The 1,562-nt window shown below is 75.3% G+C and carries 2 protein-coding genes; one reads left to right on the plus strand and one right to left on the minus strand.

Annotated features, from left to right (window positions below; all coding sequences use genetic code 11):
- Window positions 1-493, plus strand: a 493-nt coding sequence (locus H5J29_RS32135; protein WP_181784676.1) for an STAS domain-containing protein, incomplete at its 5' end; no start/stop codon positions are given.
- Here the strand turns inward: H5J29_RS32135 and H5J29_RS32140 are convergent.
- Window positions 490-1,562, minus strand: a 1,073-nt coding sequence (locus tag H5J29_RS32140; protein WP_181784677.1) for an AarF/UbiB family protein, incomplete at its 5' end; no start/stop codon positions are given. The two genes, H5J29_RS32135 and H5J29_RS32140, sit on opposite strands and share 4 nt — an antisense overlap.

Below are 1,562 nucleotides of genomic sequence, written 5' to 3' on the forward strand. Positions count from 1 at the left end.
CCGGGGGACCTGGCGGCCGGTGCCCGCGGACAAGGGACACCGTGGCCGCGGGCTCGACCTGATCCGCGCGCTCGGCCAGGAGGTCGAGATCCGGCCAGGCGCGGCGGGCACCGAGATCGAGTTCCTGGTGGTGCCGATCGTGGAGACGGCGGTGCCGACCCCGCGGCCCGGGCCCGGCCCGCTCGTCCCGGACCTGCACGTGGTGCGCGAGGCGGACGGACTGCGGGTCGAGGTCCGGGGCGAGCTGGACCTCGCCTCCGCGGGCGCGCTGCGCACGCAGCTGATCGACCTGGTCGGCACCGTCGAGCCGGGCGCGCTGATCCGGCTCGACCTCGACGGCGTGGGCTACCTGGCCAGCGCGGGGGTGGGCATGCTCGTCGACCTCGTGCGGCACGCGGCCGACCGCGGGATCCGGATCAGCCTGGGCGCCCGACCCGGCACCGCGGCGGCCCGGGTCCTCGACCTCGCGCAGCTGCGCTCGGCCGACTCCTAGTCGGTGTCGACCTCGCGGCGGAGGATCTGTGCCACGGTGCGCAGCAGCATCACCGAGGACACGACGAGGCCGATGTAGCCGACCGCGGTGAGCGTCACCGACGCGCTGCCCTCCGGGGCGAGCGCGGCGCCCACGAGCATCAACGCCGAGGCCAGCAGCCCCACCGACCCGACGAGCGCGAACACCGACCGGTCGATCCACCTCCCGACCGTGCGGCTGCCCGGGCCGGAGAACGCGTCGACCTGGACGCGCATGGTCCCCGAGCGGAGCTGCAGCGCGAGGTCCTCCGCCAGCCCGGGCAGCGCCCGCAGCGACGGCAGGTTGCGCACCACCTCCTGGCGCACCAGGTCCTGGGTGCCCTCGGGCGAGAGGTCGACCGCGGACCCCAGCTGCCCGGTCGCCGCCTTGGCCAGGTCCACGGCGGGATCGAGGGAGCGCAGTGTCCCCTCCAGGGTGACCAGCGCCCGGCCGAGCAGGGTCAGCGTGGGCGGGACCGGGATGCCGTGGTGCTGCATGATCGCGATGACGTCCTGCAGGCTGCGCGGGTCGAAGCCACCGGCGTGCAGCTGGGCGCTCAGCACCCGGCTGATCTCGGCCTCCAGGGCCTGCGGCCGGATCGAGTCGCCCGCGGCCCCCGCGAGCGGACGCATGGCGCGGCTGATCAGCCCCGGCTGGCGCGTGGCGAGGCCTGCGGCCATGAGGTGCAGCGCCTCCATGGTGACCGGGTCGATGATCCCCACCGCGCCGAAGTCGATCAGCCAGAGGGCACCCCGCTCGTCGATCAGGATGTTGCCCGGGTGCGGGTCGGCGTGGAACACCCCGGCGGTCATGACCTGGGAGAGGAACGTGCCGAGCAGCCGGTCCGCGAGCTCGGCGCGCGGGACGCCGGTCGCGTCCACGGCGGCGTCGTCGGACACGGGGCGGCCGAGGCCGCGTTCCATCACGAGGACGCCGTCGGTGCTCAGCTCGGTGTGGATCGCCGGGATCCGGACGCCGGGATCGGTGGTCGCCGTGGCCAGCGCCCGCGCGCTCGCCGCCTCCGTGAGGTAGCTCAGCTCGCCGTCGATCG

The sequence above is a fragment of the Pseudonocardia pini genome, from assembly GCF_013870575.1.
GTDB classification, from domain to species: Bacteria; Actinomycetota; Actinomycetes; order Mycobacteriales; family Pseudonocardiaceae; genus Pseudonocardia; species Pseudonocardia pini.